Raw genomic sequence first — 26,872 nt, forward strand, 5'->3', positions numbered from 1 at the left:
ATCCGCAACTTCGGTGCGAAGTCCATCGACGAGGTCAAGGCGAAGCTGGCCGGCATGGGCCTGGCCCTCAAGGACAGCCCGCCCGGATTCGACCCGACCGCCGCCGTCGACGCGTTCGGCGCGGACGACAACGGGGGCACGGGCTTCATGGAGACCGAGCAGTACTGAGGGCTCGGGCCTTCCGGTCCGTACTCGGGTGCGGGTGCGGGTCCGCTGTGGCTTGTCGCGCCCACGCGACGGAGTCGCATGTCGACACCGCCCCGCGCCCCTTCCGGAGGCGCCCCTACGGGGCTGCCTCCGGAGTTCCGGCGGTCCGGGGCGTCAGCCCCAGGGCGTGAGGACGAGCAGGCGCCCCGGGAGCTGGCCCGGTATCAGGGTCGGTACCTGGGGCGTGGTGCCCGGCTGGCCGGCCGGCTGGTTCACCGTGGTGCCCGGCTGGCCGGCGGGCTGGTTCGCCGTGGTGTTCGGGGCCTGCGCGCCCCCGGTGGCCCACAGCTGGTCGACGCGTGAGCGCTCGGCGGCGTCCGGGTAGCGGTTGGTGCAGGACGTGCCCGCGCCGCCGCCCGACATCAGCTCGCTGCACGGCCCGGTGTAGTCGTCCTGCAGGCCCAGCACGTGCCCGGTCTCGTGGGCGACGACGCGGACCGAGTCGTACTGCCGGCTCTGGCTGTAGTCGATGAAGATGTAGCCGCCTCCGTGGCCGTTGGTGGAGGCGTAGGACCCGCGCTGGTCGTTGCCCTCGTAGTAGGAGAAGTCGGCGCCGCTCGACGCCTCCTGGAGCTTGACGTTGGACTCGGAGCTGTTCCATATCGAGGCCGCGCTCGCTATCTGCGAGCGGAAGCTCGGTGCCCGGGAGTCGTCGTAGGTGATGGTCACGGCCTGCCCGGCGGGCTGGGCGGCGCGCTTCTCGGCGACCGACTTGAGTACGGCCTGGAAGAACGCCTTGTTGTTCGCGGCCTCCTCACCCGTCCCGTCGTACCGTGCCACGCGGGTACCGGCCGAGGCGGACGGGGCGGCGGCCGTCCGGGCGCTCGCCGGCGCCGCAGCGCCCAGCGCGCCGGCGGCCAGTCCCAGGCCGAGCGTGAGGGCGAGAGCGAGGGGTCTCGCGGACGTTCGGGACGAGTTCATGTGGGGGGCTCCTACTCACTCGGTGACGCCGCGCCCGGTGCACGGCCGACTCGGCGTACACACCGGTTCCGAACTGCGGCGACGTCCTGTGGGTCGACATTCTTAGAACTGCTTCACAGGGAGCGCAAAGGGGTCCCGCCACTACGCGGCCTCGTAGGTCCCCGGAGCGCGCGAAGGCGGTGCCCGGCTCTCCGGCCCGGGGACGGCGACGGGCGGAGAAACCGACGCGGCGTCAGAAGCCGTGCGGTGACGGGGTGGTGGGCCGGGCGGCCGGCCGGGCGGAGTTCCGGGACCCGCGTGCGGCTTCACATCAGGGCCAAGACGGACAAATGCCCAAATGTCTGCCGCGGCGTGTCTACTAAGCACACCGGTTGATCGGTCGAACCCTGTGACCGAGGTCATAGAACGTGAGCTTCCGTTTATTTCCTGCTTTACCGGCCATGAGTTGCCGTCGGCCGATCGCCGCCCGTCGGTAAGAGTCGAGTAAGATCCGGCCACTTGTGCGAGGGCGGGGGCCCTCGTGGGGGGAGGGAACTTCACGTGGGCAGACACGCCCTGGGACGGGGCGGGCTGACCGCCGCCGTCTCCTCGCTCGCGCTCGCCGTCGTGGCCGCGTCCGTCGCCGTCCTGTCGGAGAGCGGCGGCTCCGCCGCGGCGGCCGAGGCCGAGACCGCCGCGATCACCCTGGTCGACCCGGGCTCCACCACACCGCGCACCGACCGCCCGTACGTCGCGGGCGACACCGGCTTCCTGCACCGGCAGACCGGCAGGACCGGACTGCTGTGGACCGACTACGCGACCGGCAGGACCGTGACCGTGGCGAACGCCGGCGGCGTCTACACCCCGGGCACCGGCTGCACCAACATCGGCTCCGAGTGCCGTATCGCCTGGTACGGCGCGGACGGCGACCTGGTCGCGCTGCCGACCACGGCCAACGACACGTACGCCACCCTGTGGGACCCGGCGACGGCCACCTCCGAGAAGGTGAGCTGGAGCGCCTCCGGCGAGGGCTACTACCGGGCTCTCGCGGGCGACACGATCGTCACCACCCACTCCCTGATCGACAAGGTCGACGGCGGAGACGGCGGAGACGGCGGCGGCGCGTGGCGCACCCGCACCGTCACCGGTGACGCGACGAACCTCACGAGTGAGGACGTGCTCGCCGCGGACTCCGCCGGTGTGTTCGTCGCGGAACGCACCTTCGGCTCGCTCCGTTACATCGACATCGCCTCGGCCGTGAGCACCACCCTGTTCACCGAAGCCACCTATGCCGATCACTACGTGATGAGCGAGGACCGTGTCGGCTGGTACGACGCCGGCACCGCCGAGCTGCACCTGAAGTCCCGCACCGACCTCACGGCCGCCGAGCAGGCCGTCACGCTGCCCACCCACCCGGGCGCGCTCGACGGCGAGCCGGTCCTGGTCGGCGACTGGCTGGTGCTGCCGCTGTCCTCCAGCGCCCTCGGCTCCCGGCTGCTCGCGGTCGACGTGGACGATCCCTCGGTGCAGCAGACCCTGCTGGCGAGCGCGGGCGCGTACACGGTGGCGGCGGGGGACGGCGGTGCGCTGGTCACCGGCGGCACCGACGCCACCGACTGGTGGGTGCGGCGGGTGACCCAGGCCGCTGACGGCACGCCGAAGGCGGAGAAGGTCCAGCAGACCCCGGCGGTGGAGAACGCCAAGACGGGCATCGCGCTCAGCCGCGGCAGCCTGCGGGTCGCCGAGGACGACCCGGACGCCGTCGCGGACACCACCTCCGTGCGCACCCTCACCACCGACGGCTCCGCGACGCTCACGGCGTCCGAGGCCACGGCGAGTCGCTCGGTCTACGAGGCCCTCTGCCCGTACGCGGGCACCACGTGCTCGGCGCTGTGGGGCAACCTCGCCGCCCGGGACGTCTACCTCGACTCGAACGGCGGCACCGACGAGGGCGAGAGCCTCGGCGACGACCGGCTGGTGGAGATCGGCGGCCACGAGCTGGACTTCGGCGGCCGGGGCGGCCACATCGTCGACGTCTCCGACGACTACGCGGTCTTCGACTCCGGCGGCACCAGTCCGGCGCAGTACGTCGGCGAGTTCGGCCAGGGCCAGCGGCTGAAGCGGTCCGTGCGCGCCGCCGCCCTGAACGGCTCCACCCTGTGGAGCGCCACCACCACCGCCGGCAAGCTCACCTCGTACGGCATCCCGGAGGAGAAGACGCTCACCACCGTGACCGTCCCGGGCCTGGCCTGCGTGCCGAGCGAACTGCAGGCGGCGGGGCGCTGGGTGTACTGGGCCTGCGGGACGGACTCGGCGGGCGTGTACGACACCAGGTCCGGTACGTCCAGGGCGGTCACCCCCGGCGACGTGCTGCTCGGCGACGGGTTCACCGTCCGCCACGACCACGGCACGCACACCCTGGTCCGCACCGAGGCGGCCACCGGCACCACCCGCACCATCGCCTCCGACCTCGCCGACAAGGGCCTGACCGTGGACCGCCGTTACCGCTGGACGGTCGACGAGTACACCGGCCTGGTCGCCTGGTTCGACGTCTACGAGCGCACCCACGTCACCACCACGGGCATCGCCCCGTCCGCCGTGACGGCCTTCGAGACCTCGGCCGGCAGCTACGTGGACCCGGGGACGCCGTTCGAGGGCGGCTGGGTGCTGTCCCGCCCGGTCACCTCCTGGTCGCTCACCTTCACCTCGGTGCAGAGCGGCGCCAACGGCAGGGCCACCCGCACCCTCACCGGCGGCGCGACCACCGCCCGGGTGACGGCGAACTGGAACGGGAAGACGGCGGGCGGGAGTTACTTCCCCAACGGCCGCTTCACCTGGACCCTGAAGGCGACCGGCCTCGGCACCGCCACGCCGGACACCGTGACCGGCGGCGACGGCTTCCTGCAACGCGGGGCCGCGGTGCGCCGCGACTTCGTCAGCCCCGACGGCCCGGACGGCCGCGGCGACCTGCTCACCCTGAACTCCTCGGGCGGGCTGACCTTCCACAGCGGCACGGGCACGGGGAAGTTCGGCGACAGGTACACCGGCACCGGCTGGCCCACGACCGTCCTGGCGGTCCCCTTCGGCGACCTGAGCGGCGACCGCTGCAACGACGCCCTCGTCCGCTACAGCAGCGGCGCGCTGCGGCTGTACAAGCCGGGCTGCGGGGCGGCGGTCAAGCCGTCGACGAAGTACACCACCCTCGGGACCGGCGGCTGGACGCAGTACAACGCGCTCACCTCGCCCGGCGACGTGAGCGGGGACGGCCGCCCGGACCTGATCGCGCGGAACGCGTCCACCGGAGCGGTCTACCTCTACAAGGGGACCAGCACCGGCAAGCTCGCCGCCCGCGTGAAGCTCTACGACAACTGGAAGACGTACAAGAAGATCCTCGGCGTCGGCGACGTCACGGGCGACGGCAAGGCCGACCTCCTGGCCCAGGACAAGTCCGACAACCTCTACCGCTACAACGGCAGGGGCGACGGCACGTTCGCGGCCCGCGTCAAGGTCTTCTCGAACTGGGGCGGCTCGTACAACGCGGTCGTCGGGGTCGGCGACATCACGGGCGACGGCAGGCCGGACCTGGTCTCCCGCGACACCAGCGGCAAGGTGTGGCGCAACAACGGCGACGGCAAGGGCTCGTTCGGCGCGCGGGCGCAGATCGCGAGCGGCTGGGGCGGCTACAAGTCCCTTTCGTAGGCGGCGAGCCGGTTCCGTCGAGCCCGCCCTCGTGTTCCACTGCGAGGGCCGGATCTGCTCCGTCGGCACGGTGCAGATCACGGACGGCCTGACCGCCGCGTACCGTAGGGTCATCAACCCGGACAAACTGGTACGGGTCTGACACCCGGAGGGGCTGCCTCGTCTCCCTGGCGAGCGGGCAGCCCGCTCCCGTCACCCTCCCGGTAAGGAACGGACGCTTATGAAAGCCATCACCGTACGAGACCGTGACGCAGGCCTGGCAGGGCTGTCCCTGACGGAGCACCCCTACCCCCACGCGGCCGAGAACGACGTCGTCGTGCGGGTGCACGCCGCGGGCTTCACCCCTGGCGAGCTGGACTGGCCGGGCACCTGGACCGACCGTGCGGGACGCGACCGGACGCCGAGCGTGCCCGGTCACGAACTGTCGGGTGTCGTGGTGGAGTTGGGGTACGGCACCACCGGCCTGAGCGTCGGCCAGCGGGTGTTCGGGCTGGCCGACTGGACCCGCGACGGATCGCTCGCCGAGTACACCGCGGTGGAGGCCCGCAACCTCGCGCCACTGCCGGCGGACATCGACCACGTCACGGCCGCCGCGCTGCCGATCTCCGGCCTGACCGCCTGGCAGGGCCTGTTCGACCACGGCCGGCTGGCCACCGGGCAGACCGTCCTGGTCCACGGGGCCACGGGCGGGGTCGGCTCGATCGCCGTGCAACTCGCCCGCGAGGCCGGCGCCCGGGTGATCGGCACCGGCCGGACCGCCGACCGGGAGCGGGCGCTCGCCCTGGGCGTCGACGCCTTCCTGGACCTGCGGACCGAGAACCTGGCGGACGCCGGCGAGGTCGACGTCGTCCTCGACGTGATCGGCGGCGACGTCCTCGACCGCTCGGCGGCCCTGGTCCGGGCCGGCGGCACGCTCGTCACCATCGCCATGCCGCCCAAGGTCCGGCCCAGGGACGGGCGCGCGGTCTTCTTCGTCGTCGAACCCGACCGGGCCCGCCTCGCCGACCTGGCCGCCCGGCTGAGGGACGGCCGCCTCAAGCCGGCCGTCGGTGCCGTACGACCGCTCGCCGAAGCCCCCGCGGCGTTCGGCCCGGGCCCGCGCACCCCGGGCAAGACGATCATCCGCGTCGCGGAGGGGTGAAGAAGAGCGAAGGGGGGGGCGAAGGAGAGTGAAGAAGAGCGAGGGAGCCCCGCCGTGAAAGGCACCGTGCGCCGCGAACCCGACGGCAAGCCCGTGACCGCCTACCGGCAGGGCCGGAACCGGGTCGAGCGGCCCGGCGCCCACCACGTCCGCACCGAGAACACCGGCCGGACCGAGCGGGCCGAGCGGGCCGGACGGCTGGTCGCCTTCGTCGCGGACACCGGGGACGGGCTCAGGGCCGACGACCCGAAGGCGTAGCCCGGGCGTCGGCGCGCAGGCCCCGGTCGGCGAAGGCGATCAGCCATTCGAAGCTCGCGTCGATGCCGGAGCTCCACTGGAAGCCGTTGTCCGCCTGCAGCGTGGCGAAGCCGTGGCAGAGGCTGCGGAGCGTGCGCAGGGCGTGGTCCACCTCGGACTCCGGGATGTCGTAGCCGCGCAGGGCGTCCAGGAACGCGCCGAGCAGCCGCTGTCCCGCGACGGCCAGCGGATCGTCGGGGCCGGACGGTTCCACGCCGATCGTCGCGGCGTACCGGCCGGGGTGGTTCAGGGCGAAGGCCCGGAACGCGCGTGCCGCTGCCGCCAGGGCGTCCGGCCCCGCGCGCCCCCGGACCGCTCCGCCGACGGCGTCGGCCGCCTCGCCCAGCGCCCGGGCCGCGATGCGCCGGTTGAGGTCCTCCTGGCCGCCCACGTGTTTGTACAGGGACGGGGTGCGGACGCCCACCCGCTCGGCCAGCAGGCCCATCGTCAGGTTGGCGAAGCCCACCTCGTCGGCGAGGGCGGCAGCGGCCGTGACGACGGCCGCCGGGTCCAGGCCCGCCCTAGGCACGCGCGGCGGCCGGGCGGAGGAAGCGGAGCACGAGCGCGACCACCTGGTCGGGGAACTGGTCGTGCGGGTAGTGCCCGGCGCCCTCGACCAACTCCAGGCTGCCGAGGCCGGCGGGCAGGGCGTCGACGATCGCCGCCCCTTCGGCGCGCGGGTCGGCCCAGTCGGGGTCGAGGGTGCCCATCACGACCAGCACCGGGCAGCGGACGTTGCCGAGCTGCGCGCCCGCGTCGGCCGGGGTGCTGCGGCCCATGCCCTGCAGGGCCTTCATCCGGCCCGGCTCGCGCAGCATGGAGTCGATACGGCCGAGCCGCCCGGCCCAGTCGGCCGGCTTCGCCCCGGGGTAGGCGACGTCGAGGTACGAACGCCAGAGCGGCACGGAGCCGAACACACCCGCGCCGAGCAGCCGCAGCATGCCCCGCCGGAAGCGCCTGACCCGCAGGTCGCCGAGGCGGATCGACTGCGAGCGGGTGAACGGCGCCAGCTCGACGACCGCGGTGACCAGCGAGGGCTCCCGCGCCGCGGCGATGGTGGCGGCGCCGCCGGAGATCGAGTGGCCGACGAGCACGGCCGGGCCGCCCAGGTGGCGGATCACGGCGAGCAGGTCGCCGGCGATGGCGGTGCGGCTCCAGGCCGGCCAGTCGGCGCTGGACTCGCCGCAGCCGCGCAGGTCGACCGCGGCGACCCGGTAGCCCGCCGCCACCAGCCGCGGGACCACGGCACGGTACGCGGCGCGGCTGTCGCCCATGCCGTGCGCGAGAACGACCAGCGGGCCGGACCCCGCCACCTCGTATGCGATCGTGCCGCCGTCGACGGCGAGGTACTCGGTCATGGCATCCTCCAGCAGGCCCGGCCAGCTCGGCTAACAGTGTTAGCCCAAGCTAATGCTGTTAGCCGAGCCTGTCAACGGCGAACTGGGCATCGCCCGGTGGTCGGCCGGCTGTCGGGCGGTGGCGGACCCCATGAGCAGGACGGCGCGCCGCCTGCTCATCGCCCGACCCGGGCTCGCCATCGGGCCGTTGCGGCGACCGGGTCCTTCAGGCCGCGCCGGCGGAACGGCCCGCGGACGGGGCCCGTGGGACGCGCTGCGGGCGGCACTGGCCACGCTCTCCGCGTCGCTTGCGTACCCGCCCGACGAACTCCTCCGGATCACCGCCACGCTCCACGCGTCGCCGTCCCTGCGCGGACGGCAGCTGGGGAAGCGCCGGCAGTGGGCCGAACTGCTCGTGCCCGAGATCGTCGGACGCCTGAACGGCGCCCCCGCCCCCGCCTCCGCCCCCGCCTCCGCCTCCGCCCCTGGCCCGGCCCTGGCCCGGCCCTGGCCCCGCCCTGGCCCCGCCCCGGCCCCGGCCCCGGCCCGGGCCCCGGCGCCGAGATCCTGGCCCGCGCCCTCGTCGCCTGCGCCCTGGCTCGCGCCGAGGTCGCGACGGAGGCCTGGGTGCGCAGCGACGGTGCCATCGGCATGCAACAGGCCTTCGACGAGGCCGCCGCCGTCCGCGGCTGACACCCCGGCAGCGCGGTCGTGGAGCAGCCGGCCGGACAGGAGCACGTGTCGCGCGGGCAACTGCGGGCTCGGTCGGCGGACTTCACCAGCGGAGTCCACGACTGTCGGCGCACCGCGCACCGCGCACCGCGCACCGCGCACCGCGGACCTCGGCCGCCGGGGACCGGCCCGGCGGCAGGCCCTACTGTGATCCCCGTGAGGCAGGCAGGCGCTGGGAGGGATGATCGGCGATGACGCCCCTGAACACCGGGGACCCGGAGTCCATAGGCGGCTACACCCTGCTCGGCCGGCTCGGCGCGGGCGGCATGGGGGTCGTCTATCTCGGGGTCTCCGCCTCGGGACGGCAGGTCGCGGTCAAGCTCGTGCGCGGGGCCTACGCGCAGGAGGAGGAGTTCCGGACGCGCTTCCGGCAGGAGATCGCGGCGGCCCGCAGAGTCAGCGGCGCCTTCACCGCGCCGGTCGTGGACGCCGACCCGGACGCCGACCGGCCGTGGATGGCGACGCTCTACGTACCGGGCCTCAACCTCGCCGAAGTCGTCGAGAAGGACGGCCCGTTGAGCCCGCGGGACCTGCGCGCGCTGGGGCTGGGGCTCGCCGAGGCGCTGCGCGACATCCACCGGGCGGGCCTGGTCCACCGCGACCTCAAACCGCGCAACGTCCTGATGACCGACGACGGGCCGCGCGTCATCGACTTCGGCATATCGCGCGCGGAGGACAACCAGAGCCTCACCACGACCGGGCGGATGATCGGCACCCCGCCCTTCATGTCGCCGGAGCAGCTGGCCGCTCCCCGGGACGTCACCCCGGCCTCCGACGTCTTCTCGCTGGGGTCGCTGCTGGTCTTCGCGGCCGTCGGCACGGGACCGTTCGACGCCGACAGCCCCTACATCACCGGCTATCAGGTGGTGCACGGGAGCCCGGACCTCGACGGGGTGCCCGAGGCGTTCCTCGGCATCGTCGAGCGCTGCCTGGACAAGGACCCCGCCGCACGGCCGGAACTGACGGAGATACACCGCATGCTCCGGGCGCTGCCGGAGTCAGGCGCCGTCGCGTCCCCGGAGGCCGGGCAGCCCGCGAAGCCCCGGAGCCACCCCGCTTCCCGGACCACGGCCACCACGTCGGGGGGCGCCACGACCGGCACAGGCACAGGGGTCGGCACCGGCACGGGCACAGGCACCGGCACCGGCACGGGTGTCGCTCCCACCGCGACCGCGACCGCCACCGCCACCCCCACCGCCCCTGGCAAGCGGCGCCGTGCCCGGATGCTGCTCGCCGGCCTCGGCGCGGTGCTGGCGGTCGCCCTGCTGGGTGTCGGAGTGGCCGACTTCGTGGCGGGCCCGGACTCCACCGCCGCCTCCGGGCCCGCCACCGCCGGCGCCACCGCCCGTACCGCCTCACTGCCCGACGGCTGGCGGCCCTGGCAGAAGGCACTGCGGTACGACGTGCGGGGCGTCCCCCTCGACTACGGCACCCCCGGCTGCGTGGCGGCGGGCAGCGCCCTGTTCTGCGGCGGTACGGGCTTCACGGCCGCCAGGATCGACGCGTCCTCCGGCCGCACCCTGTGGCGGGCCGGGACCCGCCCCCAGGGGGTGCGGCCGATCGGCGTCCGCGACGGGCTGGTCTACGTGTACGAGGATCCGGACGACACCGTCAGGCGCGTGGTGGCCCTCGACGCCGGCACCGGGAACCGGCGCTGGCAGCGCGACATCAGCAAGTCCGAGGACGCGGTCCTGTACGACGGCGGGCTGCTCACCCTGTCTCCCGACGCCGCGTCGTTCGTGGCCTACGGGCCGTCCGGCGAGGAGCTGTGGCGGGCGCCCTCGCTGGACGAGTACTGCACCACGTCGGTGCTGGGCGGCGACCCCTACGCCCTGTGCACGAAGGGCACCGAGGCGGGCCGGGCCCCGGTCGAGCTGATGCGGCTCGGACCCGGCAGCCTGACGGAGACCGCCACCCTGCCCAAGAAGTCGGAGGCGCTCGGGGCCGTCGGCGGCCAACCCCTGTTCCTCGCCCCGCAGACCGCGAAGGACGTGTACGAAGCCGGGTACGAACGGCCGTACAACGCGCTGCTGCGGGTGGCCCCGGACACCGGGAGGATCACCCGGACACCGCTGGCCCGTCCGCTGACCGGCGCGGCCACCCTGGTGGACGGTGTCGTCTACTTCGTCCGGTCCGACGGGTCGGTCACCGCGGTGTCGGCCGACAGCGGCAGGGAACTCTGGCGGAAGGTGACGGACGTGGAGAGCCTCTCCGCGCCCGCGGTGTCCGCGTCGTACGGGCGGGTCTACTTCGCCAACCGGTTCGGCCGCCTGCTGGCCCTGGACAGCCGCACCGGGGCGGAGGTCTGGCGCACCTCCGCACTCGACGACCCCGGCGACAAGACGCAGAGCTACCCGCCGCAGGTGCTGCTCGTCAGGGACGCGATCGTCGCGACGGCCGGCGACACGGCCTTCTCCCGAAGCCCGGACGGCCCCGCCTGACCGGCCTGACCGGCCAGACCCGGCTGACCGGGCGGACCGCCCCATGAACGAGGAGACGGCGGGTAGGCGCATTCGTACGACGGCGAGAGCCTGTGTCGGACGACGAGGACGCCCACGGAAAGAGTTCTCTATGGTCACCCCGCTGAGGAACCGGGCTTCGGACGGAGAGGAGCCCGGGGCGCCGCTGCGCTACCGCGCCACCTGGGACACCGCGGACACCCCGGTCGCCGCCGCCCGGGTCGCCGTACGCGCGCTGCTGGACCGGGCCGGGCACCCTCCGGACCACCGGCCGAGCCAGGACGCCCAGCTCGTCGTCAGCGAACTGGTCACCAACGCGGTACGCCACGCACCCGGACCGGTCGGTCTGGCCCTGGAGGTGTCGGCCGACGCCGGCCTGCTGCGCATCGCGGTGAGCGACACTTCGCCCCGGCCGCCCGTACTGTCCGCACACGACCCCCGCCGCGTCGGCGGACACGGCCTGCACCTGGTCACCCGGCTGTGCGGCCGGCTGCACACCGCGGTCGCGCGGGAGACCGGCAAGCAGGTCGTCGCGCACCTCCGCCTGCGCGGGCCCGCCGCCCCCTAGGGCACCGGCGGGTGACCCGGCCCGCTCACCCGGTGGTGTGAACTTCTCCCCGTGCGCCCGGGGCCGCCAACTGAGCAGCGGTTTCGGGTCGTTGTGTCCGGCCTAGACTCCGGGCCCATGTCGCTCTGGCTGCTCAACCATTTCAGTACCTTCACGCTGGCCGTCGTCACCGTCGGCGGCACCGTTCTCGCGGCCGTCGCCGGCAGTGTGCTGCTGCGGCGCAGGTACCCGTCGCTGGCCGGCGGGGAGCACAACGACATGGTGGGGGTGACGCTGGGGATGTTCGGCGCCATCTACGGGATCATCCTCGCCTTCGTGATCGTCACGCTGTGGACGCAGCTGGAGGACACCCAGACCATCGTCGCCGCCGAGGCCACCGACGCGGCGCTGATCACCCGGGACGCCGCCGCGTTCCCGGCGGCGGTGCGGGCCGGCGTCGACTCGGCCATGAGCGGCTACGTGCACGCGGTCGTCGAGGACCAGTGGCCGCGGATGCGCGCGGGGCACCCCAGCTACGGGGCCACGGAGACCCATCTCCAGGCCGCCTTCCACGTGTTGCAGACGTACGACCCGAAGACCGAGCAGGAGCAGGTCTTCTACCAGCAGACCGTCGGCCACCTCGACGACGTCGCCTCCCAGCGGCGCGCCCGCATCACCATGGCCCGCCAGGAACTCCCCCCGCTGCTCAAGGCCCTGGCCGTCGGCGGCGCCCTCGTCCTGGTCCCGCTCACGTTCCTGTTCGGGATGCGCAAACTGCGGGTCCAGATCCTGTTCGTCGCCTCGGTCGCCGGGCTCGTCGGCTTCAGCCTGCTGCTGGTCTTCGTCCTGGACCGCCCCTTCTCCGGCGACCTCAGCGTCAGCCCGGCCCCGTACCGGGAAGGGGCCCTCGCCCGGTACTGGCCGGCGACGCAGCGCTGACACAGCCGCGGCCCCTGCCCCGTCCGACGAGCCGGGGCGGGGGCCGCGGCTTAGGCTGATGCGGGGGCATTCGGGTGAATCGCACACCGGAAGGGGCGCCCCGATGGACGACTACCCGCTGATCGAGAACCACGGGCTGATCGGCGACCTGCAGACCGCGGCGCTGGTCACCACGGACGGGGCGGTCGACTGGTTCTGCTCCCCGCGGTTCGACTCGCCGAGTGTGTTCGGGGCGCTTCTGGACAAGGACAACGGCGGCCACTGCACGGTCCGGCCGGCGCACCCGACCTATTCGACCAAGCAGTTGTACCTGCCGGACACGGCGATCCTGGTGACCCGGTTCATGACCGAGGCGGGCGCCGGGGAGGTCGTCGACTTCATGCCCGTGACCGGTACGACGGTCACGGACCGGCACCGGCTGGTCCGCCTGGTCCGCTGCGTGCGCGGCACCATGACCTTCGTCGTGGAGATCGCCCCGCGGTTCGACTACGGGCGCATGAAACACCAGTTGCACATCACCCGGCACGGAGCCGTCTTCGCCGCGGAGGACGGTACGGAGCTCACCGTGCACCCCGTCCGGGAGCCGGAGGACCGGCGGCTCGCCGACGTGCTGACGTACCGGGACGCCGACCTCCAGGTCACGCTCACCCTGGAAGCCGGTGAGCAGCGCGGGCTGATCCTGGAGACGGGGGCCGAGGCACCGCCCAGGGAGATCCGGGGGGCCGAACACGAACAGCTCTTCGACGAGACGGTGGCGTTCTGGCGGTCCTGGATGGCGCAGTCCACGTACACCGGGCGCTGGCGGGAGGTGGTGGAGCGGTCCGCGATCACGCTGAAGCTCATGACCTTCGCACCGAGCGGCGCGGTGGTGGCCGCCCCGACGGCGGCGCTCCCCGAGCAACTGGGCGGCGAGCGCAACTGGGACTACCGCTTCACCTGGATCCGGGACGCCTCCTTCTCCGTGTACGCCCTGCTGGGACTGGGTTTCACGGAGGAAGCCAGGGCGTTCGTCGGCTGGCTGGGCGACCGGGTCAAGGAGGGGGCCGACGGCGACCGGGGCACGGGCCCGCTCGACATCATGTACGCGGTCGACGGCTCCTCCGAGCTGAGCGAGCAGATCCTCGGCCACTGGGAGGGCTACGCGGGCTCCGCCCCGGTCCGGATCGGCAACGGCGCCGCCACCCAGCTCCAGCTGGACATCTACGGCGAGGCCCTGGACAGCATCTACTTCGCGCACCGGTACGGCTTGACGCTCGGGCACCGGGGCTGGGCCTCGCTGCGGACGGACCTGGACTGGCTGGCCGACCACTGGGACCAGGCGGAGGAGGGCATTTGGGAGACCCGCGGCGGCCGCCGGGACTTCACGTACGGCCGGGTGATGTCGTGGGTGGCGTTCGACCGGGCGCTGCGCCTCGCCGAGTCCAACGGGTGGCCGGCGGCGGCCGGCCGCTGGCAGGCCGCACGGGACGCCGTCTACGAGCAGGTCATGGCCAGGGGCTGGAGCGAGGACCGGCAGGCCTTCGTCCAGCACTACGGCGGCCAGGTCCTGGACTCCTCGCTGCTGCGGATGGCGACGGTCGGGTTCCTCACCCCCGGGGACCCGATGTGGTCGGCCACCCTGGACGCCATGGAGGAGGAACTGGTCAGCGACAGCCTGGTCTACCGCTACAACCCCAGTGCCTCGCCCGACGGCCTGCGCGGCTCGGAGGGCACCTTCTCGCTCTGCACGTTCATGTACGTCGACGCCCTGGCGCGCGCGGGCCGCACGGACCGGGCGCGGCTGGTCTTCGAGAAGATGATGGGGTACGCCAACCACCTGGGCCTGTACTCCGAGGAGATCGACCCGACGGGCCGCCAGCTCGGGAACTTCCCGCAGGCGTTCACCCATCTCGCCCTCATCGACTCGGCCCTCACCCTCGACCGGGCTCTCGACAGCCGGCGGTCCGGGCTCGTCCGGCACGCCTAGGCGCGACGGGAGCGCGCGGCCGGCCGCCGGTGTCACCCGGTGCCGTGGGTGTCACCCGCCGGTCGCGAAGCCCGGGAAGAGGGTCATGCCGCCGTCGACGTACAGGGTGGTGCCCACGACGTAGTCCATGAGGTCGGAGGCGAGGCCCACGGCCGCGTGGCCGATGTCCTCGGGGTCGCCGATGCGGTCGTAGGGGATCAGCCGCAGCAGGTCCTCCCGGGCCTCGGGGGTCTCCCAGGCGGCGCGGTTGATGGGGGTCCTGATGGCTCCGGGGGCGATCGCGTTCACGCGGATCTTCTTCGGGGCGAGCTCCTGGGCCAGCGTCTCCATCATCATCTGCACGCCGCCCTTGGAGGACGCGTAGTTGACGTGCCCGGCCCACGGGATGATCTGGTGCACCGAGCTCATGCAGATGATCTTCCCGGCGGCGCGCGACACCTCGGGGACCACTCCGCGGCGCAGGAACTCCTTGGTGGCCTCGCGGGCGCACAGGAACTGTCCGGTGAGGTTGACCTCCAGGACCTTCTGCCACTGGGCGAGGGTCATCTCGGTGACCGGGGCGTCCCGCTGGAGTCCGGCGTTGGCGACCAGGATGTCGATCGTCCCGAACTCCCGGACCATCCGGTCCGTCATGGCGACGACCTGCCGCTCGTCGGAGACGTCCGCCTCGTAGGCGGCGGCCCGGACCCCGAGGCCGGTGATCTCCTCGACCACCTCCTCGGCCTCCTCGCGGCCGGCCACGTAGTTGACGACGACGTCGGCGCCCGCCCGGCCCAGGGCGACGGCGGTCGCCCTGCCGATGCCGGAGTTGGCGCCGGTCACCAGGGCCTTCTGCCCGCGCAGCAGATGGGCGGGGATCACACCCCGGGACGCCCCGGACGCCCCGGACGCTCCGGACGTCTCCTCGGTGGAACTCACGATGTCCCGCTCCTCCACTGCGTACCCGCGTCCGCCGGGCCCGTCGCCCGGAGGTCCGGGCCTCAGCCAAGCACCGGGGTGCGGCGACGGCCTGCCGTGGCGGACCGCGTTGCGCTGCGCGGCGCAGGATCTTCGCCCGGTCGGAGTCCGCGGCGCGGGGGCGTCGGCGGCGGCCCGCAGCGTCGTGCGGGGCCGCGCGCACCGCACTTCCCGGGGTGCGGACGGTGTGTGCGCGGCATACGCTGATCGGGTGAAATAGCGGGATATCGGGGCGGTCTCGGCGACGCCGTTCGCCGTTGCGTGACGACCGCTCACTCCCGCTTTTCTCTCGCGTTCTCTCTCGCGATCACCAGATACCTCCTGCGGAGGCCCGACGGGTTCGGCGCGCCGCCTCCGCAGCCTGCAGCCCCTGTGGAGGCCGGGATGCGAGTCGTCGTTGATCTTTCCCGATGCGAAGGGTATGCGCAGTGCGCGTTCCTGGCCCCGGACGCGTTCCGGATGCACGGCGAGGAAGCGCTGATGTACGACCCGACCCCCGACGACGCCCAGCGCGAACGGGTGCTGCGGGCCGCGGCGGCCTGCCCCGTGCAGGCGATCCTGGTCGACCGGCTGGAGGGGCGGCCGGACCGGCAGGACGCACCGTTGGAGGCGTCGAGGCCATGACCAGCGCCGACAACCTGCGTGCGTTCAAGCGCGACGGCCGCATCGTGATCGTCGGCGCGTCGCTGGCGGGGCTGCGGGCCGCGGAGTCCCTGCGCGACGAGGGGTTCACCGGGTCGCTGACGATGATCGGCGACGAGCTGGGCGAGCCCTACGACCGTCCCCCCTTGTCCAAGCAGGTCCTGACCGGGTGGGTGCCGGCCGACGGCACCACGCTGCCGCGCCGCCGCGAGATCGACGCGGAGTGGCTGCTGGGCGTGCCCGCCACCGGTCTCGACCTGGCCACCGACCATGTGCGGCTCGCCGACGGACGCGAGGTCCCCTTCGACCGGGTGCTGATCTCCACCGGGGTGCGGGCCCGGCCCTGGTTCGTCGAGTCCGAGGCCGAGCTGGACGGGGTGTTCGTCGTCCGCACCCGCGAGCACGCCGAAGGGCTCCAGCGGGCGCTGGCCGCCGGGCCCTCCCGGGTGCTGGTCATCGGCGCGGGATTCACCGGCTCCGAGATCGCCTCCATCTGCCGGGAAAGGGACATCCCGGTGACCGTCGCCGAACTCGCGCCGTACCCGCTGGTCGGGGCGCTCGGCGCGATGGTCGGCGAGGTGGCGGCGGAGATGCAGCGCGCCCACGGCGTGGACCTGCGGTGCGGGGTCAAGGTCACGCAGCTGGAGGGCGACGCCCAGGGGCGGCTGCGCCGTGCCCACTTCGACGACGGCAGCACGATCGACACCGACGTGGCGGTGGTCGCGCTCGGCGGCATCCGCAACACCGAGTGGCTGCAGGGCTCCGGACTGGCGGCCGGTGTCTGGGGCGTCGCCTGCGACACGGGCTGCCGGGCCATGGACCTCAACGGCCTGATCACCGACGACGTCTTCGTCGCCGGGGACGTGGCCCGCTGCCCGAACCCGGTCTACGAGTACCGGCTCATCTCGCTGGAGCACTGGGCCAACGCCGTGGAGCAGGCCGAGGTCGCCGCCCACAACATGGTCCACGGCCAGGCGGAACGCTGGCCCCACCTGTCCATCCCGCGGTTCTGGTCGATCCAGTTCGGCGTCAACATCAAGTCCGTCGGTGTGCCGACCTTCGCCGACGAGGTGGTCGTCACCCAGGGATCGGTCTCCGACCACCGCTTCGTCGCCGCCTACGGCTACCAGGGCCGGGTCACCGCGGCGGTCACCTTCAACAACGCGAAGTGGCTGGACCACTACCGGCGTCTCATCGAGACGGCCGCGCCCTTCCCGCCGCCCTGCCCCACGCCGGACCAGCCCGTCGACACGAAACCCGTGCCCGTCGACTTCCCCGGCCCCACCCTGCTCGCCCAGGGCGCCACCGTGGTCGTCACCGGACACGACCCGGGCGAGCGCCGCGTCACGGCCGCGCACCAGCACCACCGTTAGGCCCACCGGCCGGAGTCCACCGTCAGGCGGAAAGGACAGCGAGATGACCACGACCGAGGCGCCCGACACGCTGCGCCGGATCCTCGACTACTCCTCCCGGGCCGACCCGTACCCGCTCTACGCGGAGCTGCGCCGGACGCCGGTGGCCCTGCAGGACGACGGCAGCTACGTCATCAGCACGTACCGCGAGCTGGAGGACGTCCTGCACAACCCGCACCTCAGCTCCGACGTGCGCAACCTGGCGCATCCGATGCCCTCGGCCCCGGGCGGGGACACTCCGGCGTTCATCAACATGGACCCGCCCGAGCACGACCGGCTGCGGCGGATGGCGATGCGCCACTTCGGCCCGCCGCACACCCCCGGGCTGGTGACCGGCCTGGAACCCGCCCTGGCCGACACCGTCGGCGGCCTGATCGACGACGTCGCGGGCAAGGAGCGGATCGACATCGTCGACGACCTCGCCTACCCGTTCCCCGTCACGGTGATCTGCCACCTGCTCGGCGTGCCACGCGAGGACGAACCGCGGTTCCGGGTGTGGGTCAACGACATCATCAACGCGATCGACTACGACGCCAGGACCGACCCGCAGGAGAAACTCGACAACGGGGTGCGGGCCCGGCACGACCTGCGCGAGTACCTCGGCGGCCTGGTCGAGCAGCGCCACGGCCGGCCCAGCGACGATCTGCTGTCCCGGCTGGCCAACGACGACGGGCCGGACGGGCGGATGACCGACGAGGAGATCATCAGCACCGCCAACCTGCTGCTGATCGCCGGCCACGAGACCACCGTCAACCTCATCACCAACGGCATGCTGACCCTGCTGCGCCACCCGCACCTGCTGCAACGGCTGCGCACCGAACCGGACCTGGTCGTGCCGCTGGTCGAGGAACTCCTGCGCTACGAACCGCCCGTGCACATCATCCCGTGGCGGGCGGCGTACAGCGACATCACCGTGGCCGACACCGTCATCCCCAAGGGCTCGCAGATCATGCTGATGCTGGCCTCGGGCAGCCGCGACCCCGACCGCTTCCACGACCCGGACCGCTTCGACCCCGACCGGCGGGACAACCAGCACCTCGGCTTCGGCAGCGGCATCCACCTCTGCTTCGGCGGCCCCCTCGCCCGCCGCGAGGCCCAGATCGCCCTCACCGAACTCACCCGCCGCCTCGACACCCCCACCCTCGTCACCGACCCGCCCCCGTACCGGCGCAGCCCCGTACTGCGCGGCCCGATCCATCTGCAGGTCGAGCAGCACGGTGGTCAGCGCGCCGCTTGACAGGGAAATCAAGCGGCTGTTTGAGTTCTGTGCATGGTGACGGAACGGACCGATCAGCGCCGTGAGGCCGGTCAGCGGACGCGGGACGGCCTGCTGGCCGCCGCGCAGGAGTTGCTCGCACGGCGCGGCCAGGAGGGCGTGACCCTCCGGGAGATCACGGATCGCGCGGGCGCCAACGTCTCCGCCGTCAGCTACCACTTCGGGTCGCTGAAGGCGCTGTGCGACTCGGCGATAGAGGACGCGCTGGAGCGGTACCTGGACGCGCAGATCGAGGAGGTCGCCTCGCTCGGCGCGGCCTCCGGCATGGAGGACCTGGCCAGGGCGTTCGCGCGGCCGATGATGCGCGCGCTGGCGGCCGGCGGACGGGATCTGGCGGTCATGCGGACGGTCGCCCGGGTCGGCATCGACCCCCCGGAGGGCTGGGGCCGGCTGACCGGGAAGTTCCATCAGTCCCGGCGGGACATCGTCCGGGTGCTCTCGGCGAGGCTCCCCGGAGTCGGCGAGCCGGAGCTGGACTTCCGCATCCGCTGCGCGGCCGGCCTGCTGAACTGGCTCGTGCTGGCACCCATAGCCACCGAACTCGTCGACGCACCCCCCGAACAGATTGAGCGCTGGCTGGTCCCCGTACTGGCCGGCGCCTTCCACGGCTCCCCGGAGACCGGCTGAAGCGAGCACACCCTCACTCCCGACGCCGACCGAACCGGGATCTGCCTGCGGCCCGGGCGCCGGCTGATCCGGTCCTGCCCTCGGCTTGGGCGCCGGCTGATCCGGGTCTGCCCCCGCCCCGGCCGCCGGCCGAACCGGGCCCGCCCCGCCCCGGGCGCCGGCTGAACCGGGTCTGCCCTCGGCCTGGGCATTGGCTGATCCGGGCGTGCTCCTGCCCTGGGCGTCGGCTGATGCGGGCGTGCTCCTGCCCCGGGCGGCAGCTGATCCGGGCCCGCCCCCTCCCCGGGCGCCGGCTGATCCGGGTCTGCCCTCGGCGCGGGTGCCCGGGCGCGGCTTGTCTCAGTGTTTCTTGTGCGTGGGGGGCGGGTCCGTGGTGATGCGGTAGCCGGTGCCGGGGACGGTGGTGATGATCCAGGGCTCGCCGAGGCGTTTGCGGAGGGCCGAGACGGTGATGCGTACGGCGTTGGTGAACGGGTCGGCGTTCGCGTCCCACGCGCGTTCCAGGAGTTCCTCGGCGCTGACGACACCGCCTTCGGCGCCGACGAGGACTTCGAGTACGGCGAACTGCTTCCTGGTCAGCGCGACGTACTGGCCGTCCCGGTAGACCTCCCGGCGGAACGGGTCAAGCCGCAGCCCCGCGATCTCCCGCACCGGCGGCCTGCTGTGGGCGCGTCTGCGGTCGAGGGCGCGGAGCCTGAGCACGAGTTCCTGGAGCTCGAAGGGTTTCGTGAGGTAGTCGTCGGCGCCGAGTTCGAAGCCGGACGCCTTGTCGTCGAGGCGGTCGGCCGCGGTGAGCATGAGGATCGGCATGCCGCTGCCGGAGGCGACGATGCGCCGGGCGACCTCGTCCCCCGACGGTCCCGGGATGTCGCGGTCCAGGACGGCGATGTCGTAGCCGTTGACGCCCAGCAGCTCCAGCGCCGTACCGCCGTCGCCCGCGATGTCGGCGGCGATCGCCTCCAGGCGCAGGCCGTCGCGGATGGCCTCCGCCAGATAGGGCTCGTCCTCGACGATCAGCACACGCATGCCTTCGAGGCTACGAGCCGGCACCTATGGCCGGCGTATCGAAATCCGCATACGCGCCGGCAACACCGCGCCGCCTTGGCTGGCCGCATGTCCTACAGCGAACCAGCACGAACAGCGGCAGCCGCGGCCGGTGCGGCCGGCGGTCCGGCGGGCCGGGCCGCACACCGTCCGGAGGCCGCCGGCCGGCGGCTGCGTGTCGAACCGATCGGCGCCGCCGAGCACCTGGCGTTCGTGCGGGCACAGCGGTCCGTCAGTTTCCTGCAGACCCCGGCGTGGGGCCGGGTCAAGACCGAGTGGCGCAGCGAGTCGCTCGGCTGGTTCGACGGCCGGCGGCTGGTCGGCGCCGGGCTCGTCCTGCACCGCCCGGTGCCGCGACTGGAGCGCTACACGCTGGCCTACCTGCCCGAGGGCCCGGTCATCGACTGGACCGGCGAGCTCGGCCCGTGGCTCGACCCGCTGGCGGCCCGGCTCCGGGCCCACGGCGCGTTCGCGATCCGGCTCGGGCCGCCGGTGCGCACGCACACCTGGAGCGCCGACCAGGTCAAGGAGGGCATCGCCGACCCGGGCGTCGGCCGTATCACCGACCTGCCCGGCGGGCCCGCCGACCCGGTCGGCGTCCACGTGACCGCCGGGCTCCGGGACGCCGGCTGGCTGCCGCAGAGCCCCGAGGACGGCTTCGGGGTCGGGCATCCGCAGTTCAAGTACGAGCTCCCGCTGGCAGGCCGCACCGAGGACGACCTGTTCGGGGGCATGAACCAGCTCTGGCGCCGCAACATCAGGAAGGCGGCAAGGGCGGGCGTGGAGGTCTCGGTCGGCACGGACCTGAAGGCGTTCCACGACCTCTACGTCCACACCGCCGAGCGCGACCGCTTCACGCCCCGGCCGCTGCGCTACTTCGAGACCATGTTCGCGGCGCTGGCCGCCGAGGACCCCGGCCGGATCAGGCTCTACCTGGCCCGCCACCGGGGCGACCCGGTCGCCGCCGCCGTCCTGGTCCGGGTCGGCGGTCACGCCTGCTACTCCTACGGCGCCTCCGCCACCGAGAAGCGCGAGGTACGCGGCTCCAACGCCTGCCAGTGGGCGATGATCCGCGACTCGCTGGCGGCCGGCTGCGACGTCTACGACCTGCGGGGCATCACCCCCACCCTGGACGCGGGCGACCCGCACGCCGGGCTGGTCCGGTTCAAGGCCGGCACCGGGGGCCGTGCGGTGCGGTACGCCGGCGAGTGGGACCTGCCGCTGCGCCCGCTGGTCTACCGGGCCTTCGACCTCTACATGAAGCGGCGCGGGCGGTGACGGCGCGCGGTACGGGGATCACCGTCTACGGATGCGGGCCGGACGAGGCCGTCCTGTTCCGGGAGCTGGCTCCCCGCCTCGGCGCCCTGCCGACCATCACGGCGGCGGCGGTGTCCGAGGCCAACGCCGCACTGGCTCCCGGCAACCGGTGCGTCAGCGTGGGGCACAAGACCCGGATCACGCACGCCACGCTCCGCGCCCTCGCCCGGGCCGGCGTCACGTACGTCTCCACGCGGAGCGTCGGCCGCAACCACATCGACGTGGCGTACGCGGCGGGGCTCGGCATCACCGTCGAGAACGTCGCCTACTCGCCCGACAGCGTGGCCGACTACACGCTGATGCTGATGCTGATGGCCGTACGGAACGCACGGTCCACCCTGCGCCGCGCGGACCTGCACGACTACCGGCTGAACGAGGTGCGCGGAAGGGAACTGCGCGACCTGACCGTCGGGGTGGTGGGAACGGGGCGCATCGGCACCGCCGTCGTGGTCAGACTGCGGGGTTTCGGCTGCCGGGTGCTGGCCCACGACAGACGTCCCAAGACCGCCGCCGACTACGTGCCGCTCGACGAACTGCTCTCGCGGAGCGACGTGGTGACGCTGCACGCACCGCTCACCGCGGACACGCACCACCTTCTCGACCGCGGGCGTATCGGGCGGATGAAACCCGGCGCGTTCGTCGTCAACACCGGACGCGGTCCGCTGGTGGACACCGAGGCCCTGGTCGCGGCACTGGAGAGCGGACGGCTCGGCGGCGCGGCACTGGACGTCCTCGAAAAGGAGGAGGGGATCTTCTACACCGACCACAGGAACAGCCCCGTCGAGAGCAAACCGCTGCTGCGGCTCCAGGAACTGCCGAACGTGGTCGTCACTCCGCACACCGCCTATTACACGGACCACGCCCTGCGCGACACGGTCGAGAACTCCCTTGCCAACTGCCTGGGATTCGTCGACTCCATGGAATTCGAGAGCCGGAACGAACGGAATGAGCATGGCTAAGCTGAAGGTCGGAGTCATATTCGGGGGCCGTTCCGAGGAACACCCCGTCTCCGTCAGGTCCGCGCAGGAGGTCGCGCGGAACCTCGACACCGAGAAATACGAACCGTTCTACGTCGGGATCACGAGGAACGGCGCATGGCGGCTCTGCGACGGCCCGGGACCCGGCTGGGAGAACGGCGGCGGCCGGCCGGTGCTGCTGTCGCCCGACAGCGACGTCCACGGCCTGCTCGTCCTGGAGCAGGGACGGTACGGCACGGTCCGCCTCGACGTCGTGCTGCCGGTGCTGCACGGCAGATACGGCGAGGACGGTGCGGTGCAGGGCCTGCTGGAGCTCTCCGGCATCCCCTACGTCGGCTGCGACGTGCAGAGTTCCGCGCTGTGCATGGACAAGTCCCTCGCCTACCTCGTCGCCGCGGGCGCGGGAATCGCCACGCCGGCCTTCCGGACCGTGACGGCGGACGAGGACGTCGATCCCGGACGGTTCACCTACCCCGTCTTCGTGAAACCGGCCCGTTCCGGGTCGTCGTTCGGCGTCGGCAAGGTGTCCCGGGCGGAGGACCTGCCGGGCGCGGTGGAGGCCGCACGGCGGTACGACTCCAAGGTGCTGGTCGAGGAGGCAGTCGTCGGCAGCGAGATCGGCTGCGCCGTGCTGGGGAACGGCGGGGATCTGGTCACGGGCGAGGTGGACCGTATCGCCCTCTCGCACGGGTTCTTCAGGATCCACCAGGAGTCCGCGCCGGAGAACGGCTCCGAGAACTCGACTGCGGTCGTCCCCGCCGACATCCCGGCCGAGTCCCGCGCCCGCGTCCGGGAGACGGCGAAGGCCGTGTACCGCGCCCTGGGGTGCGGGGGACTCGCGCGGGTGGACATGTTCCTCAGGGAGGACGGGGAAGTGGTCCTCAACGAGGTCAACACGCTGCCCGGCATGACCTCGTACAGCCGTTATCCGAGGATGATGGCGGCCGCGGGGCTGCCGCTCGCCGAAGTGATCGACCGGACGGTGGCGCTCGCGCTGACGGGGAAGAACCGGTGACGGACGGCTTCGCCTTCGTGGACGAGCTGGTCCCGGGAATCCGCTGGGACGCCAAGTACGCCACCTGGGACAACTTCACCGGCAAACCCGTGGACGGCTACCTGGCCAATCGGATCGTCGGTACGACGGCCCTCTGCGCGGCCCTGGAGAAGGCGCGGGAAGAGGCGGCGTCCCTCGGCTTCGGACTCCTGCTCTGGGACGGTTACCGCCCGCAGCGCGCCGTGGACTGCTTCCTGCGCTGGTCGCGGCAGCCGGAGGACGGCCGGACGAAGCCGCGGCACTATCCGAACATCGGCAGGGCCCAGATGTTCGACCTGGGATACGTGGCCGCGAGGTCGGGCCACAGCCGGGGCAGCACCGTCGACCTGACGCTGTATCACCTGGCCACCGGTGAACTCGCCCCCATGGGCGGCGGCCACGACCTGATGGATGCGGTCTCGCACCACGGAGCGCGGGGGATCACGCAGGCCGAGGCGGCGAACCGGCGGCGGCTCCGCTCGGTCATGGCGGCCTCGGGTTTCGACCCGTACGCCTGCGAATGGTGGCATTACTCGCTGAAGGACGAGCCTTATCCGGACACCTATTTCGACTTTCCCGTCACCTGGCCGACCGCCGCTGGAATGACCTCACCGCTTCGGGGAACCCGGAATACCGACAGAGGTCACAGAGGTCATGGAACGCACAAGGAGGCACCGTCATGATCGCTCTCGGAATCATCCTGCTCGTCGTCGGATTCTTCACGGGCATATCGATCCTGTGGACGCTGGGCATCATCCTGCTCGTCGTCGGGGCCGTCTTCTGGATCATGGGGTCCATGGGGCACGCGGTCGCCGGCCGGCGTCACTACTGGTGAGTTCCGTCAGGAGGTGAGGACGGAGATGCCGTCTCCGAGCAGTTTCAGCCCGAGGACGAAGAACAGGACCGCCATGACGGCGACGTTGTGCTGAGCCGCCCAGTCCTTCCAGCTGCCGAGCGTGGTCCTGGCCCGCTCGCCGCCGAGCAGGAAGACCCCCAGGGGGACCAGCAGGCCGAGGGTGGCGATCACGACGAAGACCGCCAGCGCCCCGACCTGCTGCGCCACCGGTAGTCCCGCCGAGCCGATCGCGGCGCCCGCGGCGATGGTCAGCGGGGCGTTCTTCGCGTTGAGCGCGGCCAGGGCCACGCCCAGCGCGAAGACCTTGACCGGGGTGAGCCGGTCGATCGCGCTCATCCACTTCGGCAGCCGGGCCTCCGAGGGATCCCGCGGGCGCCGGTGCCACAGCCGGGCGCCGAAGACGACGAGGAACAGGCCCAGGGCGAGCTTCAGGGCTCCCACCCAGGTGGCCGGATGGTTGTGTTCGGAGGCGTGCGCGGGGGAGGCGATGGCCAGCATGATCGCGCCCAGCACCGCGAGGCCCAGGATCCAGCCGACCGTGAACAGGACGCCGTTGAGGCGGCCCCGGGGCGTGGCGAGGATCAGGATGACCGCGATGATCGGCAGCGGGCTGACCGCGACGGCCGCCGCGAAACCCAGTACGTCACCGAGAACTGCACCCATGGTCGCCTCCGACGCCGCCGGCACGCCCCACCCCGTCCGTCGCTTCCGTCGCTTCCATCCTCCTGCCCCCGGCCGGATCTGTCCTCGGGAACCCGACGGCGCCCGGGACCCGCTTCGTGAAGGTCAGCTCCGGGAGCCGTCGCAGAGGTCGAGGATCCTGATGAACGGCCTGCGGAGCACCACGGCCCGCGGCTCCCTGTCCTGCTCGGTGTACCGGGCGAGGCCGGCGCGGGCGGCTGCGGCGTCGGCGCCCGGGTCCCGGCCCGCGAGGATCGCCGCCAGGGCGCGCCCGGTGGCCTCGGCGACCGGGAGGAGCGCGGTCCGGGCCCGGGCGAGCGCCGGGACGGGCCCGTCCCGCACGCTGAAGAACTCGGCCTCGGCGGCCAGGGAGAGCAGCTGGGGCACCGCCCGGACGGCGAGGTCGATCCGGTTGCCCAGCTCGGTCACCTCGGCGCGGTGGCGCCGCCGCAGCGGGTTGAACCGCATGGCCTTCTCCGCCTCCCGGGCCTCGGCCCCGCAGCCGCGCAGCCGGTCGGCCACCGCCTGCGCCGCCGCCCGGTTCGCGCGGGCGGCGTCCGGTGACCCGATCGCGCGCGTGCCGCGCACGAGGCCCTCCGCGAGACCGTCCGCGCACTCCCGGGCCAGCGCCGCCACCTCCCTGCGGGGGTCGCGCGGCCAGAGCACCGGGGCGAGGACGGCGGTGACGGCACCGCCCAGCGCGTTCTCCCACAGCCGGGCGACGCCGTACGACTCCGGCGCGGGGTTGGCGAAGACCAGCAGCGAGGTCACCGCGACCTGCACGTTCAGCGTCGTCCCCGAGCTGATCACGGTCCCGCAGAGCAGGGCCAGCCCGATCACGACGGCGAGGACGAGCGTGCTCGGCCGGAACAGGCCGACCACGGTGACGCCCAGGGCCACCCCGGCCAGCACGCCGAGGATCCGCAGCAGCAGTGCCGTCAGGGAGGCGGCCGAGTCACCGCGCAGGCAGAGCAGCGGAACGATGGCGGCGAACACCGGCGGCTGGTCGGCGCCGGCCCACAGCGCGGTCTGCCAGCAGAGCACCGCGATCACCAGGATCCGGGCCGCCGTCGGCCCCTGCACCCGGAGCCGGTGGCCCGCCCGCGCCCACGGGGAAACGCCCGTCACCCGCTCACCTTAGGCACAGGTCACGCCCCGCCGCCCACCGGTGACACCGCGTGGCGCCGGAGGTGCCGGTTCGGTCGCCTTCAGCCGCCGGCGGGGACCGGTGCGATCGGCTGGAGGAGCCGTCGCGGGGTGTTGGGTGTTGATCGCGGCGGAGACGGGGTCGGCGACGCCGCCCGCCGACCGGTATCCGGGGCCGGGTTCGCTCCGGATCTCCGGGACGGGGACGGCGGAACCGCACTCCCGGCAGCGCCCGTCGGCGTCGGGGAGGCCGCCGTCCACGACCGCAGTCCACCGACATCTGTCCACACAAGACGAGGCGCATCATGTCGTCCGTGCTCATCACCGGTGCGTCCCGAGGCATCGGGCGGGCCATCGCCGCGGAACTGGCCGACACGGTCGAACACCCCGACCCCCCGCTGCGCGTCCCGGCCGGTGCGCCCGCCGAGCGGATCCTGCGGGCCCGCAAGGAGGCACCGGAGGACGCGCCCTTCCTGGCGGCCGAGATCGGCTGCCAGACGTCCGGCCGTCCCGTCCGGGTGCCGTTCCGTCCCGGCTACCCGCGGCGGCGGACCGCCGCGGCCCGCGGCAGGTCGCCGGTGCCGCCCAGGACGACGACCTGGAAGGCGGCGCGGAGATAGGCGGTCACGAAGCGGGAGATCCTGCGGGTGCCGTGCATGGCGGGTCACCTTCCTGCCGGG

25 protein-coding genes and 1 pseudogene are annotated in these 26,872 nt (G+C 73.0%); 19 read left to right on the forward strand and 7 right to left on the reverse strand.

What is annotated here, in order from left to right:
• Positions 1-168, forward strand: a pseudogene (locus tag ACGF5O_RS45860) (DNA-directed RNA polymerase subunit alpha); the annotation flags it as partial.
• A gap of 153 nt (positions 169-321) precedes the next feature.
• Here ACGF5O_RS45860 and snpA read toward each other — a convergent pair.
• Entirely contained in the window at positions 322-1,128 is an 807-nt protein-coding gene (gene snpA, locus ACGF5O_RS45865) for a snapalysin (protein ID WP_393815892.1), read from the reverse strand.
• A 540-nt stretch (positions 1,129-1,668) separates the two neighbouring features.
• Between snpA and ACGF5O_RS45870 the strand changes: the two genes are divergently transcribed.
• The 3 genes from ACGF5O_RS45870 to ACGF5O_RS45880 all read left to right on the forward strand — a co-directional run bounded on the left by ACGF5O_RS45870 (position 1,669) and on the right by ACGF5O_RS45880 (position 6,205).
• Positions 1,669-4,806 carry an FG-GAP-like repeat-containing protein gene (locus ACGF5O_RS45870; RefSeq protein ID WP_393815893.1) on the forward strand — a complete coding sequence of 1,046 codons (3,138 nt, stop codon included), beginning with the start codon at positions 1,669-1,671 and terminating at the stop codon, positions 4,804-4,806.
• A 220-nt stretch (positions 4,807-5,026) separates the two neighbouring features.
• A complete protein-coding gene (locus tag ACGF5O_RS45875; RefSeq protein WP_393815894.1) occupies positions 5,027-5,947 on the forward strand; it encodes an NADP-dependent oxidoreductase in 921 nt (306 codons plus the stop codon).
• A gap of 54 nt (positions 5,948-6,001) precedes the next feature.
• Entirely contained in the window at positions 6,002-6,205 is a 204-nt protein-coding gene (locus ACGF5O_RS45880; protein ID WP_393815895.1) for a hypothetical protein, read from the forward strand.
• On the opposite strand, the gene ACGF5O_RS45885 is transcribed toward ACGF5O_RS45880, so the two are convergent.
• Both ACGF5O_RS45885 and ACGF5O_RS45890 read right to left on the reverse strand, forming a co-directional pair.
• Positions 6,180-6,773, reverse strand: a complete 594-nt coding sequence (locus ACGF5O_RS45885) for a TetR/AcrR family transcriptional regulator (protein ID WP_393815896.1) — start codon at positions 6,771-6,773, stop codon at positions 6,180-6,182. The genes ACGF5O_RS45880 and ACGF5O_RS45885 overlap by 26 nt on opposite strands.
• Positions 6,766-7,602, reverse strand: a complete 837-nt coding sequence (locus ACGF5O_RS45890) for an alpha/beta fold hydrolase (protein WP_393815897.1) — start codon at positions 7,600-7,602, stop codon at positions 6,766-6,768. The genes ACGF5O_RS45885 and ACGF5O_RS45890 overlap by 8 nt, the downstream gene beginning before the upstream one ends.
• Positions 7,603-7,980: 378 nt before the next feature.
• Between ACGF5O_RS45890 and ACGF5O_RS45895 the strand changes: the two genes are divergently transcribed.
• The 5 genes from ACGF5O_RS45895 (at position 7,981) to ACGF5O_RS45915 (ending at position 14,224) form a co-directional block, all read left to right on the forward strand.
• Positions 7,981-8,274 carry a hypothetical protein gene (locus ACGF5O_RS45895; RefSeq protein ID WP_393815898.1) on the forward strand — a complete coding sequence of 98 codons (294 nt, stop codon included), beginning with the start codon at positions 7,981-7,983 and terminating at the stop codon, positions 8,272-8,274.
• 230 nt (positions 8,275-8,504) lie between these two features.
• On the forward strand, positions 8,505-10,754 hold the full coding sequence (locus tag ACGF5O_RS45900; RefSeq protein ID WP_393815899.1) for a protein kinase: 2,250 nt from the start codon (positions 8,505-8,507) through the stop codon (positions 10,752-10,754).
• 130 nt (positions 10,755-10,884) lie between these two features.
• Entirely contained in the window at positions 10,885-11,340 is a 456-nt protein-coding gene (locus ACGF5O_RS45905) for an ATP-binding protein (RefSeq protein ID WP_393815900.1), read from the forward strand.
• A 117-nt stretch (positions 11,341-11,457) separates the two neighbouring features.
• Positions 11,458-12,258 (forward strand): DUF4239 domain-containing protein, encoded by an 801-nt coding sequence (locus ACGF5O_RS45910; protein WP_393815901.1) that lies wholly within the window; start codon positions 11,458-11,460, stop codon positions 12,256-12,258.
• 103 nt (positions 12,259-12,361) lie between these two features.
• Positions 12,362-14,224, forward strand: a complete 1,863-nt coding sequence (locus tag ACGF5O_RS45915; protein ID WP_393815902.1) for a glycoside hydrolase family 15 protein — start codon at positions 12,362-12,364, stop codon at positions 14,222-14,224.
• Between the two features lie 51 nt (positions 14,225-14,275).
• Here the strand turns inward: ACGF5O_RS45915 and ACGF5O_RS45920 are convergent, their stop codons facing one another.
• The gene (locus ACGF5O_RS45920; RefSeq protein WP_393815994.1) at positions 14,276-15,070 is read right to left on the reverse strand and encodes an SDR family oxidoreductase; all 795 of its coding nucleotides are present in this window, start codon (positions 15,068-15,070) and stop codon (positions 14,276-14,278) included.
• A gap of 495 nt (positions 15,071-15,565) precedes the next feature.
• On the opposite strand from ACGF5O_RS45920, the gene ACGF5O_RS45925 reads away from it, so the two are divergent.
• Genes ACGF5O_RS45925 through ACGF5O_RS45940 form a run of 4 tightly spaced genes read left to right on the forward strand, consistent with a single transcriptional unit; the run spans position 15,566 to position 19,138 of the window.
• A complete protein-coding gene (locus ACGF5O_RS45925) occupies positions 15,566-15,805 on the forward strand; it encodes a ferredoxin (RefSeq protein ID WP_393815903.1) in 240 nt (79 codons plus the stop codon).
• Positions 15,802-17,196 carry an NAD(P)/FAD-dependent oxidoreductase gene (locus tag ACGF5O_RS45930; protein WP_393815904.1) on the forward strand — a complete coding sequence of 465 codons (1,395 nt, stop codon included), beginning with the start codon at positions 15,802-15,804 and terminating at the stop codon, positions 17,194-17,196. The genes ACGF5O_RS45925 and ACGF5O_RS45930 overlap by 4 nt, the downstream gene beginning before the upstream one ends.
• A gap of 43 nt (positions 17,197-17,239) precedes the next feature.
• Positions 17,240-18,472, forward strand: coding sequence for a cytochrome P450 (locus ACGF5O_RS45935; protein ID WP_393815905.1), 1,233 nt, complete (start codon positions 17,240-17,242; stop codon positions 18,470-18,472).
• 33 nt (positions 18,473-18,505) lie between these two features.
• Positions 18,506-19,138 carry a TetR/AcrR family transcriptional regulator gene (locus tag ACGF5O_RS45940; protein WP_393815906.1) on the forward strand — a complete coding sequence of 211 codons (633 nt, stop codon included), beginning with the start codon at positions 18,506-18,508 and terminating at the stop codon, positions 19,136-19,138.
• 339 nt (positions 19,139-19,477) lie between these two features.
• Here ACGF5O_RS45940 and ACGF5O_RS45945 read toward each other — a convergent pair whose 3' ends face one another.
• A complete protein-coding gene (locus ACGF5O_RS45945) occupies positions 19,478-20,164 on the reverse strand; it encodes a response regulator transcription factor (RefSeq protein WP_393815907.1) in 687 nt (228 codons plus the stop codon).
• An 87-nt stretch (positions 20,165-20,251) separates the two neighbouring features.
• Between ACGF5O_RS45945 and ACGF5O_RS45950 the strand changes: the two genes are divergently transcribed.
• From ACGF5O_RS45950 to ACGF5O_RS45970, 5 genes are read left to right on the forward strand one after another with little or no spacing between them, the layout of a single operon-like run.
• On the forward strand, positions 20,252-21,460 hold the full coding sequence (locus ACGF5O_RS45950; RefSeq protein WP_393815908.1) for a lipid II:glycine glycyltransferase FemX: 1,209 nt from the start codon (positions 20,252-20,254) through the stop codon (positions 21,458-21,460).
• On the forward strand, positions 21,457-22,458 hold the full coding sequence (locus tag ACGF5O_RS45955; RefSeq protein WP_393815909.1) for a D-isomer specific 2-hydroxyacid dehydrogenase family protein: 1,002 nt from the start codon (positions 21,457-21,459) through the stop codon (positions 22,456-22,458). The genes ACGF5O_RS45950 and ACGF5O_RS45955 overlap by 4 nt, the downstream gene beginning before the upstream one ends.
• On the forward strand, positions 22,451-23,491 hold the full coding sequence (gene vanA-Sc / locus ACGF5O_RS45960) for a D-alanine--(R)-lactate ligase VanA-Sc (RefSeq protein ID WP_393815910.1): 1,041 nt from the start codon (positions 22,451-22,453) through the stop codon (positions 23,489-23,491). Before ACGF5O_RS45955 ends, vanA-Sc begins: the two co-directional genes overlap by 8 nt.
• Complete coding sequence (vanX, locus tag ACGF5O_RS45965; protein ID WP_393815911.1) at positions 23,488-24,192, forward strand: D-Ala-D-Ala dipeptidase VanX; 705 nt, start codon at positions 23,488-23,490, stop codon at positions 24,190-24,192. Before vanA-Sc ends, vanX begins: the two co-directional genes overlap by 4 nt.
• Positions 24,189-24,344, forward strand: coding sequence for a DUF6131 family protein (locus tag ACGF5O_RS45970; protein ID WP_393815912.1), 156 nt, complete (start codon positions 24,189-24,191; stop codon positions 24,342-24,344). The genes vanX and ACGF5O_RS45970 overlap by 4 nt, the downstream gene beginning before the upstream one ends.
• A gap of 6 nt (positions 24,345-24,350) precedes the next feature.
• On the opposite strand, the gene ACGF5O_RS45975 is transcribed toward ACGF5O_RS45970, so the two are convergent.
• Together ACGF5O_RS45975 and ACGF5O_RS45980 are read right to left on the reverse strand one after the other, a co-directional pair.
• Entirely contained in the window at positions 24,351-25,028 is a 678-nt protein-coding gene (locus tag ACGF5O_RS45975; protein WP_393815913.1) for a GAP family protein, read from the reverse strand.
• Positions 25,029-25,151: 123 nt separating this feature from the next.
• Entirely contained in the window at positions 25,152-26,174 is a 1,023-nt protein-coding gene (locus ACGF5O_RS45980) for an aromatic acid exporter family protein (protein ID WP_393815914.1), read from the reverse strand.
• Between the two features lie 323 nt (positions 26,175-26,497).
• Between ACGF5O_RS45980 and ACGF5O_RS45985 the strand changes: the two genes are divergently transcribed.
• The gene (locus ACGF5O_RS45985; protein ID WP_393815915.1) at positions 26,498-26,812 is read left to right on the forward strand and encodes a hypothetical protein; all 315 of its coding nucleotides are present in this window, start codon (positions 26,498-26,500) and stop codon (positions 26,810-26,812) included.
• Positions 26,813-26,872 lie beyond the last annotated feature (60 nt).

The sequence above is a fragment of the Streptomyces sp. NPDC048291 genome (genome assembly GCF_043201715.1).
GTDB lineage: Bacteria > Actinomycetota > Actinomycetes > Streptomycetales > Streptomycetaceae > Streptomyces.

What these genes read in the sequence shown, in the direction of transcription:
- snpA (WP_393815892.1), bottom strand. Translation starts at nt 1,128, where the DNA reads ATGAACTCGTCCCGAACGTCCGCGAGACCCCTCGCTCTCGCCCTCACG.
- ACGF5O_RS45875 (WP_393815894.1), top strand. Translation starts at nt 5,027, where the DNA reads ATGAAAGCCATCACCGTACGAGACCGTGACGCAGGCCTGGCAGGGCTG.
- ACGF5O_RS45890 (WP_393815897.1), bottom strand. Translation starts at nt 7,602, where the DNA reads ATGACCGAGTACCTCGCCGTCGACGGCGGCACGATCGCATACGAGGTG.
- ACGF5O_RS45900 (WP_393815899.1), top strand. Translation starts at nt 8,505, where the DNA reads ATGACGCCCCTGAACACCGGGGACCCGGAGTCCATAGGCGGCTACACC.
- ACGF5O_RS45905 (WP_393815900.1), top strand. Translation starts at nt 10,885, where the DNA reads ATGGTCACCCCGCTGAGGAACCGGGCTTCGGACGGAGAGGAGCCCGGG.
- ACGF5O_RS45910 (WP_393815901.1), top strand. Translation starts at nt 11,458, where the DNA reads ATGTCGCTCTGGCTGCTCAACCATTTCAGTACCTTCACGCTGGCCGTC.
- ACGF5O_RS45915 (WP_393815902.1), top strand. Translation starts at nt 12,362, where the DNA reads ATGGACGACTACCCGCTGATCGAGAACCACGGGCTGATCGGCGACCTG.
- ACGF5O_RS45925 (WP_393815903.1), top strand. Translation starts at nt 15,566, where the DNA reads ATGCGAGTCGTCGTTGATCTTTCCCGATGCGAAGGGTATGCGCAGTGC.
- ACGF5O_RS45930 (WP_393815904.1), top strand. Translation starts at nt 15,802, where the DNA reads ATGACCAGCGCCGACAACCTGCGTGCGTTCAAGCGCGACGGCCGCATC.
- ACGF5O_RS45935 (WP_393815905.1), top strand. Translation starts at nt 17,240, where the DNA reads ATGACCACGACCGAGGCGCCCGACACGCTGCGCCGGATCCTCGACTAC.
- ACGF5O_RS45940 (WP_393815906.1), top strand. Translation starts at nt 18,506, where the DNA reads ATGGTGACGGAACGGACCGATCAGCGCCGTGAGGCCGGTCAGCGGACG.
- ACGF5O_RS45945 (WP_393815907.1), bottom strand. Translation starts at nt 20,164, where the DNA reads ATGCGTGTGCTGATCGTCGAGGACGAGCCCTATCTGGCGGAGGCCATC.
- ACGF5O_RS45950 (WP_393815908.1), top strand. Translation starts at nt 20,252, where the DNA reads ATGTCCTACAGCGAACCAGCACGAACAGCGGCAGCCGCGGCCGGTGCG.
- vanA-Sc (WP_393815910.1), top strand. Translation starts at nt 22,451, where the DNA reads ATGGCTAAGCTGAAGGTCGGAGTCATATTCGGGGGCCGTTCCGAGGAA.
- ACGF5O_RS45970 (WP_393815912.1), top strand. Translation starts at nt 24,189, where the DNA reads ATGATCGCTCTCGGAATCATCCTGCTCGTCGTCGGATTCTTCACGGGC.
- ACGF5O_RS45975 (WP_393815913.1), bottom strand. Translation starts at nt 25,028, where the DNA reads ATGGGTGCAGTTCTCGGTGACGTACTGGGTTTCGCGGCGGCCGTCGCG.
- ACGF5O_RS45985 (WP_393815915.1), top strand. Translation starts at nt 26,498, where the DNA reads ATGTCGTCCGTGCTCATCACCGGTGCGTCCCGAGGCATCGGGCGGGCC.